This window comes from Shinella pollutisoli (assembly GCF_024609765.1).
GTDB classification, from domain to species: Bacteria; Pseudomonadota; Alphaproteobacteria; order Rhizobiales; family Rhizobiaceae; genus Shinella; species Shinella pollutisoli.
Genome location: NZ_JANFDG010000014.1, coordinates 1 through 15,278, shown reverse-complemented (window position 1 = coordinate 15,278; position 15,278 = coordinate 1). Strand labels below are relative to the sequence as shown.

The window sequence follows — 15,278 nt, the reverse complement described above, 5'->3', positions numbered from 1 at the left end:
ATCGCTCTCCCGGCCTTTCCAATTCGGTCCCTGCCCTCGAAGGATCAGGCGGCTTCGGCCTGCTCTTCGGCTTCCGTGCGGGCGTGATCCTTGGCGCCCTTGGCATTCACGTCGCGATCGACGAACTCGATGACCGCGAGCGGCGCGTTGTCGCCGTGCCGGAAGCCGGCCTTCATGATGCGAAGGTAGCCGCCGTTGCGGTTGGCGTAGCGGGTGGCGATGGCGTCGAACAGCTTGCCGACGACGGCGACGTCGCGGATCTGAGAGATCGCCTGGCGGCGGGCGTGCAGGTCGCCGCGCTTGCCGAGGGTGACGAGCTTCTCGACGATCGGACGGATTTCCTTCGCCTTGGGAAGCGTGGTGACGATCTGCTCATGCTCGATGAGCGAGGCCGCCATGTTGGCGAACATCGCCTTGCGGTGGCTGGCGGTCCGGTTGAGCTTGCGGCCGGCTTTCTGGTGGCGCATCTCTGTTCTCCTTCACTTGCAGGCAGTCGCCTGCCGTTTGATGGTGGCGCATGTCCGTCCCGCTTTTCGGGACAAAGGTCCATGCGCAGTTGTAAATGCCAAGGCCAGCTTTACGCGCCCCTGAGGGGCGCGTGCGGCCTTAGTACTGGTCTTCGTAACGCTTGGCGAGGTCTTCGATGTTCTCGGGCGGCCAGGCCGGCACTTCCATGCCGAGATGCAGGCCCATGGACGCGAGAACTTCCTTGATCTCGTTCAGCGACTTGCGACCGAAGTTCGGCGTGCGAAGCATTTCGGCTTCGGTCTTCTGGATGAGGTCGCCGATATAGACGATGTTGTCGTTCTTCAGGCAGTTCGCCGAGCGGACGGACAGTTCCAGCTCGTCGACCTTCTTGAGGAGCGCCGGGTTGAAGGCGAGCTCGGTGACCGATTCTTCCTCGGTTTCCTTCTGCGGCTCGTCGAAGTTGACGAAGACCGAGAGCTGGTCCTGGAGGATGCGGGCGGCGAAGGCGATCGCGTCCTCGCCGGTGACGGAGCCGTCCGTCTCGATGGTCATCGTCAGCTTGTCGTAGTCGAGAACCTGGCCTTCGCGGGTGTTCTCCACCTTGTAGGACACCTTCTTGACCGGCGAGTAGAGGCTGTCGACCGGGATGAGGCCGATCGGCGCGTCTTCCGAGCGGTTGCGCTCGGCCGGCACGTAGCCCTTGCCGTTGTTGACCGTGAACTCCATGCGGATCTCCGCGCCCTCGTCGAGGGTGCAGATGACATGGTTCGGGTTCAGGATCTCGATGTCGCCGACCGTCTGGATGTCGCCGGCGGTGACGACGCCCGGGCCCTGCTTGCGCACGACCATGCGCTTGGCGTCGTCGCCATCCATCTTGATGGCGATTTCCTTGATGTTGAGCACGATGTCCGTCACGTCTTCCCGGACGCCCGGAATGGACGAGAACTCATGCAGCACGCCGTCGATCTGCACGGCGGTGACAGCCGCACCGCGCAGCGACGACAGGAGCACGCGGCGCAGCGCGTTGCCGAGCGTCAGGCCGAAGCCACGCTCCAGCGGCTCCGCGACCAGGCTTGCCTTGGTGCGGCCGGAGGAGGTGAATTCCACCTTGTTCGGCTTGATCAGTTCCTGCCAGTTTTTCTGGATCATGTGTTTTGCCTTCCGTTCGCCGCCACCATCCAATCGTGGCGGCCGAGCCCTGAAGATCCGCGACGGCCGGAACCGGCCCCCGCGGCAGTTCGAATGCCTGCGATCAGACGCGGCGCTTCTTGCGCGGACGGCAGCCGTTGTGCGGGATCGGCGTCACGTCGCGAATCGACGTGATCATGAAGCCGGCGGCCTGCAGGGCGCGAAGGGCCGATTCGCGGCCGGAACCCGGGCCGCAGACTTCGACTTCCAGCGACTTCATGCCGTGCTCCTGGGCCTTCTTGGCGCAGTCCTCGGCGGCGATCTGGGCGGCGAAGGGGGTCGACTTGCGCGAGCCCTTGAACCCCTTGGCGCCGGCCGACGACCAGGCGATCGCGTTGCCCTGCGCGTCGGTGATGGTGATCATCGTGTTGTTGAACGAAGAATTGACGTGAGCAACACCCGAGGTGATGTTCTTGCGTTCGCGACGGCGGACGCGTGCGGCTTCCTTGGCCATGGATAGTCCTTTCGTTGATCTCGACACCGCCGTAGTTCCAGCGGCTCCACCGGGCGGGCTTGAGAGCCCCGCCCTGACAAACATGTGCACGCATGCGAAAAGCGCGATGCGTGCGGCGATATCGTCACTGCCGTAATGCCAGCAGCTCCACCTTCGAAGCGAATAGCGAAATCGCGAGTAGCGAATAGAAGGTCTCCCTCTATTCGCTACTCGCTATTCGCTATTCGCCCGAAAATTACTTCTTCTTGCCCGCGATGGCCTTGGCCGGACCCTTGCGGGTGCGGGCGTTGGTGTGCGTGCGCTGGCCGCGGACCGGAAGGCCGCGACGATGGCGCAGGCCGCGGTAGCAGCCGAGGTCCATCAGGCGCTTGATGTTCATCGAGGTCTCGCGGCGCAGGTCGCCTTCGACCTGGTAGTCGCGGTCGATCGCTTCGCGGATCTGCAGGATCTCCGCATCCGTGAGCTGATGCACGCGGCGATCGGCCGGGATGCCGACCTTCTCGATGATTTCCTGCGCAAACTTCGGGCCGATCCCGTGAATGTAACGCAGCGCGATAACGACGCGCTTCGCCGTCGGGATGTTGACGCCAGCAATACGTGCCACGCCTGTTCTCCTTGCTTCCAGTTGCCGTCCGGCAAGTGGTCTTCTTCGTTCGGTACGACCTTGAGGCCGCGTGCTCAATCGAGGTTCGGGACACGTCGAAAACGACCGCACCCGGACTTCGTTCTTCGAAATCCGCGCCGATCGCACTCATGTGTCGCGAGTTGGCGCTGTCTTAAGGGGAATCGACCGAAAAAGTCAACTCCCCGGCGGATCCTTTTTGGCGGGCGTCAGGCCCGTTCCAGGATTCCGTCGATCTCCGCGGTGACGGCATCGACGTTCGCCATGCCGTCCACGGTCTTCAGCTTGCCGGTCAAGGCGTAGTAGCTCGACAGCGGCGCCGTCTTCTCGCGATATTCGGCGAGACGGCGCTTGAAGGCCTCCGGATTGTCGTCGGAGCGGACGGAGCCGCCGGCGGCGATCGTCTCGGCGACGCGATTCTCCATGCGCCGGACCAGCGCCTCCTCGTCGACCTTCAGCTCGATGACGGCATCGAGCGCGATGCCCTTGCCGGCGAGAATCGAATCGAGGGCCTCGGCCTGCGGCACGGTGCGCGGATAGCCGTCGAGGATGAAGCCCTTCGCACAGTCCGGGGAATCGATCCGGTCGGAGACGATCTCGTTGACGATCGCGTCGGAGACGAGCTGGCCCGCATCCATCACGGCCTTGGCACGCCGGCCGACATCCGTGCCGGCGGCGACGGCCGCCCGCAGCATGTCCCCCGTGGAGAGCTGCGGAATGCCGTGCTTGTCCGTCAGCAGCTTGGCCTGCGTGCCCTTGCCGGCGCCCGGCGGGCCCAAAAATATCAATCTCATCGTCCCCTCTTTCCTCCGCGCAGCTTCGACTTCTTGATCAGCCCCTCGTATTGCTGGGCAATCAGGTGGCCTTGTATCTGTGCTACCGTATCCAGGGTCACGCTGACAACGATCAAAAGCGATGTACCACCAAGGTAGAAGGGCACGCCGGTCTGAGCGATGAGGATTTCGGGAAGGATGCAGACGAAGACGAGGTAGATCGCGCCGGTCACCGTGATGCGGGTCAGCACGTAATCGATGTACTCGGCGGTGCGCTCGCCCGGGCGGATGCCGGGGATGAAGCCGCCGTGCTTCTTCAGGTTGTCGGCCGTGTCCTTCGGATTGAAGACGATGGCCGTGTAGAAGAAGGCGAAGAAGGCGATCATGCCGCCGTAGAACAGCATGTAGAGCGGCTGGCCGTGGCCGAGCGCGGCGATCACCGCCGTCGCCCAGGCGGGAAGCTCGGCCGTGTTGGAGAAGCCGGCGAGCGTGGCGGGCAGCAGCAGCAGCGACGAGGCGAAGATCGCCGGGATCACGCCCGATGTGTTGAGCTTCAGCGGCAGGTGCGAGGTGTCGCCCTGGAACATGCGGTTGCCGACCTGGCGCTTCGGATACTGGATCAGCAGGCGGCGCTGCGCGCGCTCGACGAAGACGATGAGCGCCACGACGCCGACGGCCATGACGATCACCATGAGGATGACGCCGATCGACAGCGCGCCCGTGCGGCCGAGCTCCAGCGTGCCGGCGAGCGCCGAAGGCATCGCCGCGACGATGCCCGCATAGATGATCAGCGAGATGCCGTTGCCGATGCCGCGCGAGGTGATCTGCTCGCCGAGCCACATCAGGAACATCGTGCCGCCGAGCAGCGAGATGACGGTGGAGATGCGGAAGAACCAGCCCGGATCGTTGACGAGCCCCGCCCCGCTCTCCAGGCCGACGGCGATGCCGTAGGCCTGCAGCGCGCCGAGCAGCACCGTGCCATAGCGGGTGTACTGGTTGATGATCTTGCGGCCCTGCTCGCCTTCCTTCTTCAGCTGCTCCAGCGAGGGAACGACCGAGGTCATGAGCTGCACGATGATCGACGCGGAAATATACGGCATGATGCCGAGCGCGAAGATCGCCATGCGCTCGACGGCGCCGCCGGCGAACATGTTGAAGAGGCCGAGAATGCCGCCCGACTGGCCGCGGAAGGCCTGCGCGAAGGCCTCCGGGTTGAGGCCCGGAAGCGGGATGTAGGTCCCCAGCCGATAGACCAGGAGCGCGCCCAGCGTGAACCAGAGGCGTTTCTTCAGGTCTTCCGCCTTCGCGAAGGTCGAGAAGTTGAGATTAGAGGCGAGTTGTTCCGCTGCCGAAGCCATGCATTTCTCCGCGAAGCCGGTCCGGCGGCGGGGGGCCCGGCCTGCCGGAACGGCTGATCCGTTGGCACCTGCGGCCGGCCCTCCTCGGACCCGCCGGCGGATGCTGAAATTCGTCGTGCCGGCCTGCCGTTGCGGCAAACCTGGCGGATGGAGCCTAAACCGGTTGAAACGCGGATTGTCAAGCAATCCCGGCCTCACCCTGGCTTTTCTTCCGGATGACAGCTTGCCGCATGGGGCAGGTCGTCGCTGTGAGGCTCACATATGGGAGCAAAATCGCCCGGTGTGAAGCACACCGGGCGACGATTTTCGGATTATTCCGCGGCGGCGGTGAGAACCTTCACCGAACCGCCGGCCTTCTCGATCTTCTCGATGGCCGGCTTGGAGGCGCCGGCGACCTCGAACGTCACCTTGGCCTTCAGTTCGCCGTCCGAAAGGAGGCGGACGCCGTCCTTGACCCGGCGGATGACGCCGGCGGCCTTCAGCGCGGCCGCGTCGACCGTCGCCTTGGCGTCGAGCTTGCCGGCGTCGATCGCCGTCTGCACGCGCTTCAGCGAGACTTCGACGAAGTCGGAGGCGAAGATGTTGTTGAAGCCGCGCTTCGGCAGGCGGCGGTAGATGGGCATCTGGCCGCCTTCGAAGCCGTTGATGGCGACGCCGGAGCGGGCCTTCTGGCCCTTGACGCCGCGACCGCCGGTCTTGCCCTTGCCGGAGCCGATGCCGCGACCGACGCGCTTGCGGTCCTTGGACGAACCTTCGTTGTCCCTGATGTCATTCAGTTTCATGATCTTTATCCCCTCACTTCTCGTCGACGACGCGGACGAGGTGCTGGACGGCACGGATCATGCCGCGGACGGACGGGGTGTCCTCCAGCGTGCGGACCCGGTGCATCTTGTTGAGACCCAGGCCGATCAGCGTCTGGCGCTGGACGGCCGGGCGGCGGATCGGGCTGCCGATCTGCTCGACAGTGATCGTCTTCTTGGCGGTTTCCTTCTTGGCCATATCCGTCTCCCTTATTCTTCGGAGCCGACGCCGGCGGACGCGCGACGAGCCTGGAGCGTGGCGTACTTGAGGCCGCGCTGCGCTGCGATGTCCTTCGGGTGCATCTGGTTCTTCAGCGCGTCGAAGGTGGCGCGGACCATGTTGTACGGGTTCGAGGAACCCGTCGACTTGGCGACGACGTCGTGCATGCCGAGCGTCTCGAAGACAGCGCGCATCGGGCCGCCGGCGATGATGCCGGTACCGGGCTTGGCGGCGCGCAGCAGCACCTTGCCGGCGCCGTGGCGGCCGTGCACGTCGTGGTGCAGCGTGCGGCCGGAGCGCAGCGGTACGAAGATCAGGTCGCGCTTGGCGGCCTCGGTGGCCTTGCGGATCGCTTCCGGAACCTCACGGGCCTTGCCGTGGCCGAAGCCGACGCGGCCCTTCTGGTCGCCGACGACGACGAGAGCGGCGAAGCCGAAACGACGGCCGCCCTTGACGACCTTCGCGACGCGGTTGATCGCGACGAGCTTGTCGACAAACTCGCTGTCACGCTCTTCGCGGTTCTGGCGGTCCTCACGGGAACCGCGCTTTTCCTGTGCCATTGTCCTTTTCCTTTTTCTTTTCCGGGTGCAATCGGCAGATTGACGAAAGCCGCTTCCATTCCGGGGAACGGAAGCGACGGATACCCTGCTGAGCTTGCCGGCGGGCGCCGAAGCGCCCGACCGGGGATCAGAAGTTCAGACCGCCTTCGCGGGCGGCCTCGGCGAGAGCCTTGACGCGACCGTGATAGAGGAAGGCGCCACGGTCGAAGACGACCTCCTTGACGCCGGCCTTGACGGCTCGTTCGGCAATGAGCTTGCCGACGGCGGCCGCAGCCGCCGTGTCGGCGCCGGTCTTCAGCGACGAGCGCAGATCGGCGTCGAGCGTGGACGCGGCGGCAAGGGTCTTGCCGGCGACGTCATCGATGACCTGTACGTAGATGTTCTTCGACGAGCGATGAACCGACAGGCGCGGACGGCCGTTGGCCACCGCCTTGAGGGAGCGGCGCACGCGGTTGGCGCGGCGCGCGAGAGCTTCTTTCTTGCTGGCCATATCGCGTGTTCCTTACTTCTTCTTGCCTTCCTTGCGGACGATGCGTTCTTCCGCATACTTGACGCCCTTGCCCTTGTAGGGCTCGGGGCCACGGTATTCGCGGATTTCCGCAGCGACCTGGCCGACCTGCTGCTTGTTGATGCCGGAGACGACGATTTCCGTCGGCTTCGGAACGGCGATCGAGATGCCTTCCGGCGTCTGGTAGACGACGTCGTGGCTGAAGCCGAGCGCCAGCTGCAGGTTCCTGCCCTGCATGGACGCGCGGTAGCCGACGCCGTTGATCTCGAGCTTGCGCTCGTAGCCGTCCTTGACGCCCTTGAGGATGCCCTCGATCATCGTGCGGGACATGCCCCACTTCGAGCGGGCGTCCTTGGAGTCGTTGACCGGGGTCACGACGACGGCGTTGTCTTCGAGCTTGATCGAGACTTCGTCATTGGCGACGAAGAAGAGTTCGCCCTTCGGACCCTTCGCGGTGACCTTCTGACCGTCGACGGTCGCGGTGACGCCAGCGGGAACCGGAACGGGCTTCTTACCGATACGAGACATTGTTTTATCCTGTCTGTTCGTTATGGAGATCCCTGCCCTGTCTTAGAAGACGGAGCAAAGAACCTCGCCACCAACGTTCTGTTCGCGTGCCTGGTGATCGGCCATCACGCCCTTCGGGGTCGAAAGGATGGTGATGCCGAGGCCGTTCGCGACCTGCGGGATGGACTTCACCGAGACATAGACCCGGCGGCCCGGCTTGGAGACGCGGTCGATCTTGCGGATCACGGACGCGCCTTCGTAGTACTTGAGCTCGATCGACAGCTCGGACTTGCCGTTGTCGAATTCGACCTCGGAATAACCGCGGATGTAGCCTTCGGCCTGAAGGACATCGAGAACGCGCGCGCGCAGCTTGGAGGCCGGCGTCGAGACGCTGGACTTGCGGCGGGCGGCACCGTTGCGGATGCGGGTGAGCATATCGCCCAAAGGATCAGTCATTGCCATGTGCCCGTCTCCTTACCAGCTCGACTTGACGACGCCCGGCACCTTGCCGAGGTTGCCCAGTTCGCGAAGCGCAATACGCGACATCTTGAGTTTGCGATAAAAGGCGCGCGGGCGACCGGTGACTTCGCAACGGTTGCGGATGCGGGTCTTGGAACCGTTGCGCGGCAGGGCGGCAAGCTTCAAGGTCGCCTTGAAGCGCTCTTCGATCGGAAGAGCCTGGTTCTGGATGATCGCCTTCAGGGCGGCACGCTTGGCGGCCTGGCTGGCGACCAGTTTGCGGCGGCGCTTGTTCTTTTCGACTGCGCTCGTTTTCGCCATAACAGTTATCCTTCTTTACGCTTGTCGTTACGGATCACTGGCGGAACGGGAAGTTGAACTCTTTCAAAAGAGCCCGGGCTTCGTCGTCCGTGTTTGCCGTCGTGCAAACGATGATGTCCATGCCCCACATCTGATCAACCTTGTCGTAGTTGATCTCCGGGAACACAATGTGCTCCTTGATGCCCATGGCGAAGTTGCCGCGGCCATCGAAGGACTTCGGGTTCAGACCGCGGAAGTCGCGCACGCGGGGCAGCGCGATGTTCACGAGGCGATCCAGAAATTCATACATGCGGGCGCCGCGCAGCGTGACCTTCGCGCCGATCGGCATGCCTTCGCGGACCTTGAAGCCCGCGATGGAGTTGCGGGCGCGCGTGATGACCGGCTTCTGGCCGGAGATCGCGGCGAGGTCGGCGGCGGCAACGGTCGGCTTCTTGGAGTCGCCCGTGGCTTCGCCCACGCCCATGTTGATGACGATCTTGTCGAGCTTCGGGATCTGCATCTCGTTGGCGTAGGAGAACTGCTCCTTCAGCGCCTTGCGGATGCGCTCGACATATTCCTTCTTGAGCCGCGGCTCATACTTGGTGTCAGCCATCGATCGACACTCCCGAACGCTTTGCAACCCGGACCTTCTTGTCCCCCTCGATCTTGAAGCCGACGCGGGTCGGCTTGCCGTCCTTGGGGTCGGCGATCGCGAGGTTGGAGAGATGGATCGGGGCTTCCTTGGTGATGATGCCGGCTTCCTGGCTCTGGGTCTGGCGCTGGTGACGCTTCACCAGGTTGACGCCCTTGACCACGGCGCGGTCTTCCTTCGGCATGACCTGAACGACCTCGCCGGTGCGGCCCTTGTCCTTGCCGGTGAGCACGACGACCTTGTCGCCCTTACGAATCTTCTGCATGGCCATCGCTCCTTACAGTACTTCCGGAGCCAGCGAGATGATCTTCATGTGGTTCTTGGCGCGCAGCTCGCGCGGAACCGGTCCGAAGATACGGGTGCCGATGGGCTCTTTCTTGTTGTCGATCAGGACGGCAGCATTGTTGTCGAAACGGATGACGCTGCCGTCGGGACGGCGGATGTCCTTGGCGGTGCGCACGACGACCGCCTTCATCACGTCGCCCTTCTTCACGCGGCCGCGCGGGATCGCTTCCTTGATCGAGACGACGATGATGTCGCCGATCGAAGCGTACTTGCGCTTGGAGCCGCCCAGCACCTTGATGCACATGACACGACGCGCGCCGGAATTATCCGCGACGTCGAGGTTAGTCTGCATCTGAATCATGTCAGGTCGCCTTCTTGTTTTACCGGACCGGTTGGGCGCTAACCCCCTGTTCCAGCTTATGGAAATTCATGTTTTCGCGCGGGATGGTGTCTTGCCAAGGTGGTTTCCTTGTCGGCTCCCCGACGGACCTTCCCTGCGCTCAAAGCAAAAGAACGCTCGTGATTCCGAGCGTCCTTGCGCTGCTTCATACAGATTTTCCCGCCGGACGCAAGGCCCGGGCGGGAAATCGTCGGAATTAAGCGTGGGCCGAGACGACGGTCCAGCGCTTGTCCTTGGAGATCGGCGCACATTCCTGGATGGAAACGACGTCGCCGACCTTGTACTGGTTGTTCTCGTCATGCGCCTTGTACTTCTTCGACCGGCGGACGGTCTTCTGAAGCAGCGGGTGCGCAAAACGGCGCTCGACGCGAACGACGACGGTCTTGTCGTTCTTGTCGCTGACTACGGTGCCCTGCAGAATGCGTTTCGGCATGTTGTTCTTCCTTTAGGCCTTGGCTTCTGCCGCCTTCTGGCGGGCGATGGTCTTGACGCGCGCGATGTCCTTGCGGACTTCGTTGATGCGCGAGGTCTTTTCGAGCTGGCCGGTGGCCTTCTGGAAGCGCAGGTTGAACTGCTCCTTCTTCAGCTTGGCGAGCTCCTCGTTGAGCTGGTCGGCGCTGAGCGCCCGGACGTCTGCGGCTTTCATCGCGTCTTGCTCCTTACTCTGCAATGCGCTGTACGAAGCGCGTCTTGACCGAGAGCTTGGCCGAGCCGAGGCGCAGCGCTTCACGCGCGATTTCCTCGGAGACGCCGTCGATCTCGAACATCATCCGGCCGGGCTTGACCTTGCAGGCCCAGTATTCGACCGAGCCCTTGCCCTTGCCCATGCGGACTTCGGTGGGCTTGGCCGTGACCGGTACGTCGGGGAACACGCGGATCCACACGCGGCCCGCACGCTTCATGTAGCGGGTGATCGCGCGGCGGGCCGCCTCGATCTCGCGGGCGTTGACGCGGTTCGGTTCCTGAGCCTTCAGGCCGAACTCGCCGAAGGCGAGCTCGGAGCCGCCCTTGGCGACGCCCTTGATGCGGCCCTTGAACTGCTTGCGGTACTTGGTACGCTTTGGCTGCAACATTTTTTTACTTCTCCGATATTGGCTGCCAAACGCGACGTTTACGCGTTTTCGCGACGACGATCACGATCGCGGTCGCGATCGCGGCCACCACCGCCCTGGTTGTCACTTTCGCTCGCGCGGCGCTCGGAGGCCATCGGATCGTGCTCAAGGATTTCGCCCTTGAAGATCCAGACCTTGATGCCGCAGATGCCGAACGCGGTTTCGGCTTCGGCCGTGCCGTAGTCGATGTCGGCGCGCAGCGTGTGCAGCGGAACGCGGCCTTCACGATACCATTCGGTCCGGGCGATCTCCGCGCCGCCGAGACGGCCGGCGCAGGTGATCTTGATGCCTTCGGCGCCGAGACGCATCGCCGACTGCACGGCGCGCTTCATCGCGCGGCGGAAGGCCACGCGGCGCTCGAGCTGCTGGGCGATCGACTGGGCGACCAGCGTCGCGTCGGTCTCGGGCTTGCGCACCTCGACGATGTTGAGGTGCGTCTCGGAGCGCGTCATCTCGGAGAGCTTCTTGCGCAGCTTCTCGATGTCGGCGCCCTTCTTGCCGATGATGAGGCCCGGACGGGCCGAGTGGATCGTCACGCGGCACTTCTTGTGCGGACGCTCGATGACCACCTTGGAGATGCCGGCCTGCTTCAGCTCGTTCATGACGAACGTGCGGATCTTCAGGTCTTCATGCAGCAGCTGGCCGTATTCGGCGTTGTCGGCGAACCAGCGGCTGTCCCAGGTGCGGTTGATGCCGAGGCGGAAACCGATCGGATTGATTTTCTGGCCCATTATGCGGCCTCCCCTTTGGCTTCGACTTCACGGACGACGATCGTCAGGTGCGAGAAGGGCTTCTCGACCCGCGATGCGCGGCCGCGGCCACGGACGTGGAAACGCTTCATGACGATCGACTTGCCGACATAGGCCTCGGCGACGACGAGCGAGTCGACGTCGAGGTCGTGGTTGTTCTCGGCGTTGGCGATCGCGGATTCGAGCGTCTTCTTCACCGTCTCGGCGGCCCGCTTGCGCGAGAACTCGAGATCGGCGAGAGCGCGGTCGACCTTCTTGCCGCGGATGAGCGCGGCAAGGAGGTTGAGCTTCTGGGGGCTGACGCGGATCGTGCGCGCAACGGCCTGCGCCTCGTTATCCTTCAGCCGACGTTCGGCTTTAGCCTTACCCATCGTTACTTCCTCTTCGCCTTCTTGTCCGCACCGTGACCGTAATAGGTCCGGGTGGGAGCGAATTCACCGAACTTGTGGCCGACCATGTCTTCGTTGACGGCGACCGGGATGTGCTTGGAGCCGTTGTAGACGCCGAAGGTGAGACCGACGAACTGCGGCAGGATCGTGGAGCGACGGCTCCAGATCTTGATAACCTCGTTGCGACCGCCTTCGCGAACCTTCTCAGCCTTCTTGAGAAGATAGCCGTCGACGAACGGGCCTTTCCATACTGAACGAGCCATTCCTGACTACCTCTCTTACTTCTTGCGCTGATGGCGCGAACGCATGATGAACTTGTCGGTCGACTTGTTCGAACGCGTGCGCTTGCCCTTGGTCGGCTTGCCCCACGGCGTGACCGGATGGCGGCCGCCCGAGGTGCGGCCTTCACCACCGCCGTGCGGGTGGTCGACCGGGTTCATGACGACGCCGCGGACGTGCGGGCGCTTGCCGCGCCAACGCGAACGGCCGGCCTTGCCGTCGTTGATGTTGCCGTGGTCCGGGTTGGAGACGGCGCCGATCGTGGCAAGGCAGGAGCCGTGCACGAGGCGCTGCTCGCCCGAGTTGAGCCGAAGGATCGCCATGCCCTGGTCGCGGCCGACGAGCTGGACGAAGGTGCCGGCCGAACGGGCGATCTGGCCGCCCTTGCCCGGCTTCATCTCGACGTTGTGCACGATCGAGCCGACCGGGATCGACTGCAGCGGCATGGTGTTGCCGGGCTTGACGTCGACGGCCTTGTCCGAGGAGATCACCTTGTCGCCGACGGCCAGGCGCTGCGGCGCCAGGATGTAGGCCTGCTCGCCGTCGGCATAGCTGATCAGCGCGATGTAGGCGGTGCGGTTCGGGTCATATTCGAGCCGCTCGACGGTGGCCTCGACGTCGAACTTGCGACGCTTGAAGTCCACCAGACGATAGGTGCGCTTGACCCCGCCGCCCCGGAAGCGGACGGTGATGCGGCCGAGGTTGTTGCGGCCGCCCTTCTGCGAAAGGCCTTCGGTCAGGGCCTTGACGGGCTTGCCCTTGTAGAGGCTCGACCGGTCGACGATGACCAGCTGGCGCTGGCTCGGAGTGGTCGGATTGAAATGTTTCAATGCCATTTTCTTGTTCCCTTTTGGGTCCGGCTACAGGCTCAGAGCCCGGTGGAGACGTCGATCGACTGACCGTCGGCAAGCGTGACGATCGCCTTCTTGACATCTCCCTGCCGGCCGGAGAAGCCGCGGAAACGCTTGATCTTGCCCTTGCGCAGCAGCGTGTTGACGGCCTTGACCTTGACGCCGAACAGCGCTTCGACGGCAGCCTTGATCTCAGGCTTGGAAGCACGCTTGGCGACGTTGAAGATGACCTGGTTCTGTTCGGAGACCAGCGTCGACTTTTCGGTGATCGCCGGCGAGACGATCACATCGTAGTGGCGAAGATCCGTCATTTGAACCGCTCCTCCAGAGCCTCTACAGCAGCCTTGGACAAGACCAGCTTGCCGCGGCGCAGGATGTCGTAAACATTGATGCCCTGGACCGGCAGAACGTCCACGTTCGGGATGTTCCGGGCGGCGAGCTTGAAGTTGCCGTCGAGCTCGGCGCCGCCGATGATCAGCGCGTTGGTGAGCCCGAGCGAGGCGAACGCCCCGGCGAGCGCCTTCGTCTTGGCTTCCGCCGCGACGAGGTCGTCGACGATGATCACCTCATCGGCCTTCAGCTTGGCCGAGAGCGCATGGCGCAGGCCGAGCGCGCGGACCTGCTTGGGCAGGTCGTGGGCGTGGCTGCGGACGACCGGGCCATGGGCCTTGCCGCCGCCGCGGAACTGCGGAGCGCGGGCCGAATGGTGGCGGGCGCGACCGGTGCCCTTCTGCTTGTACATCTTCGAGCCGGTGCGGGCGATTTCCGAGCGGCCCTTGGACTTGTGGGTGCCCTGCTGCTTCTTGGCGAGCTGCCAGCGGACGACGCGGGCGATGATGTCCTCGCGCGGCTCCAGGCCGAAGATCGCGTCGGAGAGGGAAACCTTGCCGGCGTCCTTGCCCTCGAGGGTCGTGACTTTGAGATCCATGATCAGGCTCCCTTACTTGGCTGCGGCGCGAACGCCAGCCGGACGCGGAGCGTCGGCCGGGGTGCCGGACTTGACGGCGTCGCGAACGACGATCCAGGAACCCTTGGAACCCGGAACCGCGCCCTTGACGAGGATGAGACCGCGCTCTTCGTCGGTGGAGACGACTTCGAGGTTCTGGGTGGTGACGCGGGTCTGGCCCATGTGGCCGGCCATGCGCTTGCCCTTCCAGACGCGGCCCGGATCCTGGTTGGAGCCGGTCGAACCGTGCGAGCGGTGCGAGATGGACACGCCGTGCGTGGCGCGCAGACCGCCGAAGTTGTGGCGCTTCATGGCGCCCGCGAACCCCTTGCCGATCGTCGTGCCGGTAACGTCGACGAGCTGGCCCGCGACGAAGTGGCTGGCGGTCAGTTCCGCGCCGACGTCGATCAGGTTGTCCTCGGAGACGCGGAACTCGACGAGCTTCGCCTTCGGCTCGACGCTTGCCGCGGCGAACTGGCCGCGCTCGGCCTTCGTCGTGTTCTTCACCTTGGAGGTGCCGGCGCCGAGCTGGACGGCCGTGTAGCCGTTCTTGTCCTGCGTGCGCTGGGCCACGACCTGGACGTTGTCCAGTCGCAATACTGTTACCGGGATGTGCTCACCTGCGTCGTTGTAGACGCGAGTCATCCCTACTTTCTGTGCAATCACACCTGAACGCATGGTTCAATCCTCTTAGAAGTCCTGGCGGGATCGTGACGTCCCGTCATGCCTCTTGGTTTAAGGATTCCGCTCGGGCCTCTCGGCCCTCGGGTTTCCCGTTTTCAGAAGACGTCGGCTTTCGCCACGTACCTTCCTTGTTATTTCGGCTTGCGCCGGACTTAGAGTTTGATCTCTACGTCTACACCGGCCGCAAGGTCGAGCTTCATGAGGGCATCGACCGTCTGGGGCGTCGGATCTACGATGTCGAGCAGGCGCTTGTGGGTGCGCATCTCGAACTGTTCGCGGCTCTTCTTGTCGACGTGGGGCGACCGGTTGACCGTGAACTTCTCAATACGGGTCGGGAGCGGAACGGGGCCGCGGACGCTGGCGCCGGTGCGCTTGGCCGTCGACACGATTTCGCGCGTGGAGGCGTCAAGAATCCGGTGGTCAAACGCCTTGAGGCGGATGCGGATGTTCTGGCCGTTCATACGACTATTCCTTAGTTCGTTATCCGCGCGATTCTTGCGGGAATGCGCGCTCTTTGATTCTGGCGGTTCCCATAACGGAACGCACACGAAAACACAATTGCCGAAAGGCCAGTCCGCTCTCTTTTCAAAGACCGGAGGGGCAGGGTGGACCCCTGCCCTTCCTATTTCAGCGGCTTGAAGCCTTTACGTCTTACTCGACGATCGAGGCGACGATGCCGGCGCCGACGGTGCGGCCGCCTTCGCGGATGGCGAA

Annotated in this window: 27 protein-coding genes; all 27 read right to left on the bottom strand. The window is 63.8% G+C overall.

All coding sequences use genetic code 11. The annotated features are described in order from the left end of the window. Positions 1–44: 44 nt before the first annotated feature. Positions 45–467: a 50S ribosomal protein L17 gene (rplQ, locus tag NNZ72_RS12735; RefSeq protein WP_257315694.1), complete on the bottom strand. Its 423-nt coding sequence runs from the start codon at positions 465–467 to the stop codon at positions 45–47. 139 nt (positions 468–606) lie between these two features. Further along, positions 607–1,617 (bottom strand): DNA-directed RNA polymerase subunit alpha, encoded by a 1,011-nt coding sequence (locus tag NNZ72_RS12730; RefSeq protein ID WP_257315693.1) that lies wholly within the window; start codon positions 1,615–1,617, stop codon positions 607–609. Positions 1,618–1,720: 103 nt separating this feature from the next. Further along, positions 1,721–2,110, bottom strand: coding sequence for a 30S ribosomal protein S11 (gene rpsK / locus NNZ72_RS12725; RefSeq protein ID WP_023513823.1), 390 nt, complete (start codon positions 2,108–2,110; stop codon positions 1,721–1,723). 235 nt (positions 2,111–2,345) lie between these two features. Then, on the bottom strand, positions 2,346–2,714 hold the full coding sequence (gene rpsM / locus NNZ72_RS12720) for a 30S ribosomal protein S13 (RefSeq protein WP_064329867.1): 369 nt from the start codon (positions 2,712–2,714) through the stop codon (positions 2,346–2,348). A 227-nt stretch (positions 2,715–2,941) separates the two neighbouring features. Further along, positions 2,942–3,526 (bottom strand): adenylate kinase, encoded by a 585-nt coding sequence (locus tag NNZ72_RS12715; RefSeq protein WP_257315692.1) that lies wholly within the window; start codon positions 3,524–3,526, stop codon positions 2,942–2,944. Then, entirely contained in the window at positions 3,523–4,863 is a 1,341-nt protein-coding gene (gene secY / locus NNZ72_RS12710) for a preprotein translocase subunit SecY (protein WP_257315691.1), read from the bottom strand. Before secY ends, NNZ72_RS12715 begins: the two co-directional genes overlap by 4 nt. Positions 4,864–5,174: 311 nt before the next feature. Continuing rightward, positions 5,175–5,645 (bottom strand): 50S ribosomal protein L15, encoded by a 471-nt coding sequence (gene rplO / locus NNZ72_RS12705; protein ID WP_257315690.1) that lies wholly within the window; start codon positions 5,643–5,645, stop codon positions 5,175–5,177. 13 nt (positions 5,646–5,658) lie between these two features. Next, a complete protein-coding gene (gene rpmD, locus NNZ72_RS12700) occupies positions 5,659–5,862 on the bottom strand; it encodes a 50S ribosomal protein L30 (RefSeq protein WP_257315689.1) in 204 nt (67 codons plus the stop codon). A gap of 11 nt (positions 5,863–5,873) precedes the next feature. Continuing rightward, on the bottom strand, positions 5,874–6,443 hold the full coding sequence (gene rpsE / locus NNZ72_RS12695; protein WP_257315688.1) for a 30S ribosomal protein S5: 570 nt from the start codon (positions 6,441–6,443) through the stop codon (positions 5,874–5,876). Between the two features lie 127 nt (positions 6,444–6,570). Beyond that, on the bottom strand, positions 6,571–6,933 hold the full coding sequence (gene rplR, locus NNZ72_RS12690) for a 50S ribosomal protein L18 (protein WP_257315687.1): 363 nt from the start codon (positions 6,931–6,933) through the stop codon (positions 6,571–6,573). A gap of 12 nt (positions 6,934–6,945) precedes the next feature. Further along, entirely contained in the window at positions 6,946–7,479 is a 534-nt protein-coding gene (gene rplF, locus NNZ72_RS12685) for a 50S ribosomal protein L6 (RefSeq protein WP_257315686.1), read from the bottom strand. 42 nt (positions 7,480–7,521) lie between these two features. Further along, positions 7,522–7,920: a 30S ribosomal protein S8 gene (gene rpsH, locus NNZ72_RS12680; protein ID WP_257315685.1), complete on the bottom strand. Its 399-nt coding sequence runs from the start codon at positions 7,918–7,920 to the stop codon at positions 7,522–7,524. 12 nt (positions 7,921–7,932) lie between these two features. Beyond that, positions 7,933–8,238, bottom strand: coding sequence for a 30S ribosomal protein S14 (gene rpsN, locus NNZ72_RS12675; protein ID WP_257315684.1), 306 nt, complete (start codon positions 8,236–8,238; stop codon positions 7,933–7,935). A gap of 34 nt (positions 8,239–8,272) precedes the next feature. Next, positions 8,273–8,830, bottom strand: a complete 558-nt coding sequence (rplE, locus tag NNZ72_RS12670; RefSeq protein ID WP_257315807.1) for a 50S ribosomal protein L5 — start codon at positions 8,828–8,830, stop codon at positions 8,273–8,275. After that, entirely contained in the window at positions 8,823–9,134 is a 312-nt protein-coding gene (rplX, locus tag NNZ72_RS12665) for a 50S ribosomal protein L24 (protein ID WP_257315683.1), read from the bottom strand. Before rplX ends, rplE begins: the two co-directional genes overlap by 8 nt. Before the next feature lie 12 nt (positions 9,135–9,146). After that, entirely contained in the window at positions 9,147–9,515 is a 369-nt protein-coding gene (gene rplN / locus NNZ72_RS12660; RefSeq protein WP_007770138.1) for a 50S ribosomal protein L14, read from the bottom strand. Between the two features lie 235 nt (positions 9,516–9,750). Then, positions 9,751–9,987: a 30S ribosomal protein S17 gene (rpsQ, locus tag NNZ72_RS12655; protein ID WP_257315682.1), complete on the bottom strand. Its 237-nt coding sequence runs from the start codon at positions 9,985–9,987 to the stop codon at positions 9,751–9,753. A gap of 12 nt (positions 9,988–9,999) precedes the next feature. After that, positions 10,000–10,200: a 50S ribosomal protein L29 gene (gene rpmC / locus NNZ72_RS12650; protein WP_203422962.1), complete on the bottom strand. Its 201-nt coding sequence runs from the start codon at positions 10,198–10,200 to the stop codon at positions 10,000–10,002. A 13-nt stretch (positions 10,201–10,213) separates the two neighbouring features. Continuing rightward, positions 10,214–10,627, bottom strand: coding sequence for a 50S ribosomal protein L16 (gene rplP, locus NNZ72_RS12645; protein ID WP_108001321.1), 414 nt, complete (start codon positions 10,625–10,627; stop codon positions 10,214–10,216). 38 nt (positions 10,628–10,665) lie between these two features. Next, the gene (gene rpsC / locus NNZ72_RS12640; RefSeq protein ID WP_257315681.1) at positions 10,666–11,397 is read right to left on the bottom strand and encodes a 30S ribosomal protein S3; all 732 of its coding nucleotides are present in this window, start codon (positions 11,395–11,397) and stop codon (positions 10,666–10,668) included. Next, entirely contained in the window at positions 11,397–11,786 is a 390-nt protein-coding gene (gene rplV, locus NNZ72_RS12635; RefSeq protein WP_257315680.1) for a 50S ribosomal protein L22, read from the bottom strand. The genes rpsC and rplV overlap by 1 nt, the downstream gene beginning before the upstream one ends. 2 nt (positions 11,787–11,788) lie before the next feature. Next, positions 11,789–12,067 (bottom strand): 30S ribosomal protein S19, encoded by a 279-nt coding sequence (rpsS, locus tag NNZ72_RS12630; protein WP_257315679.1) that lies wholly within the window; start codon positions 12,065–12,067, stop codon positions 11,789–11,791. 15 nt (positions 12,068–12,082) lie between these two features. Next, positions 12,083–12,919, bottom strand: coding sequence for a 50S ribosomal protein L2 (gene rplB / locus NNZ72_RS12625; RefSeq protein ID WP_257315678.1), 837 nt, complete (start codon positions 12,917–12,919; stop codon positions 12,083–12,085). 32 nt (positions 12,920–12,951) lie between these two features. Beyond that, positions 12,952–13,245 (bottom strand): 50S ribosomal protein L23, encoded by a 294-nt coding sequence (locus tag NNZ72_RS12620; RefSeq protein ID WP_257315677.1) that lies wholly within the window; start codon positions 13,243–13,245, stop codon positions 12,952–12,954. Beyond that, positions 13,242–13,862 (bottom strand): 50S ribosomal protein L4, encoded by a 621-nt coding sequence (rplD, locus tag NNZ72_RS12615; protein ID WP_257315676.1) that lies wholly within the window; start codon positions 13,860–13,862, stop codon positions 13,242–13,244. The genes NNZ72_RS12620 and rplD overlap by 4 nt, the downstream gene beginning before the upstream one ends. A gap of 12 nt (positions 13,863–13,874) precedes the next feature. After that, the gene (rplC, locus tag NNZ72_RS12610) at positions 13,875–14,558 is read right to left on the bottom strand and encodes a 50S ribosomal protein L3 (protein WP_257315675.1); all 684 of its coding nucleotides are present in this window, start codon (positions 14,556–14,558) and stop codon (positions 13,875–13,877) included. A gap of 158 nt (positions 14,559–14,716) precedes the next feature. After that, entirely contained in the window at positions 14,717–15,025 is a 309-nt protein-coding gene (gene rpsJ / locus NNZ72_RS12605) for a 30S ribosomal protein S10 (protein WP_003507767.1), read from the bottom strand. Between the last annotated feature and the right edge of the window lie 253 nt (positions 15,026–15,278).